Source organism: Psychrobacter sp. 1U2, from assembly GCF_051847575.1.
In genome coordinates this window covers 1-582 of the sequence record NZ_JBPYDC010001521.1, presented here as the reverse complement: position 1 = coordinate 582, position 582 = coordinate 1, and the positions used below count along the sequence as shown (strand labels likewise).

Genomic DNA, 582 nt, shown 5'->3' with positions numbered 1-582 from the left:
TCGGAACGCCTGACGGTGATAGGGTTGTCGTTAATAGAGATAGTACCAATGTAGCGCAGGTTTGGTTTTCGTACACGGCAACCAGTGTTGGTAGCTCAGGTCCAGAAACCGCGCAAATTACCTGTGTACAAACTGGGCAAGCGTGGTCTCTCAGTTTATCTGCCACGACTATCCCCAAACCAACGGTCGCCACCGTTTTGGTATTGGATAAATCTGGTAGTATGGCTTGGGACGCAGGCGATGGTCGGTTACGTATTGAAGTGCTCAAAGACAGCGCGCCTGTATTCGTCGATCTATTGGGTGACGAGGACAGTATTGGTGTGGTGTACTTCGACAACGATGCGACTCTGGGGACTTCGATTGCGGTTGCGGGCGCGTTAGGGACGGGCTCTGGGCGTATAGCTGCGAATGAAGCCATCACGGATCAACCATCACCTGGCGGTTCGACGTCTATTGGTAGTGGGATCGAGTTGGCCAGTAGCGAGTTGGATGATTTGACTCCTAGCAGCTATAATCATACCGCTATAGTGGCGCTAACGGATGGTCGCGAAAACCGAGCGCCTTACATTAGCCAACTTATAG

At 51.9% G+C, this 582-nt stretch carries 1 protein-coding gene; it reads left to right on the top strand.

The features are described 5' to 3' along the window. On the top strand, positions 1-582 hold a 582-nt coding region (locus tag ACS8FD_RS22970), incomplete at both ends, for a vWA domain-containing protein (protein WP_439277558.1).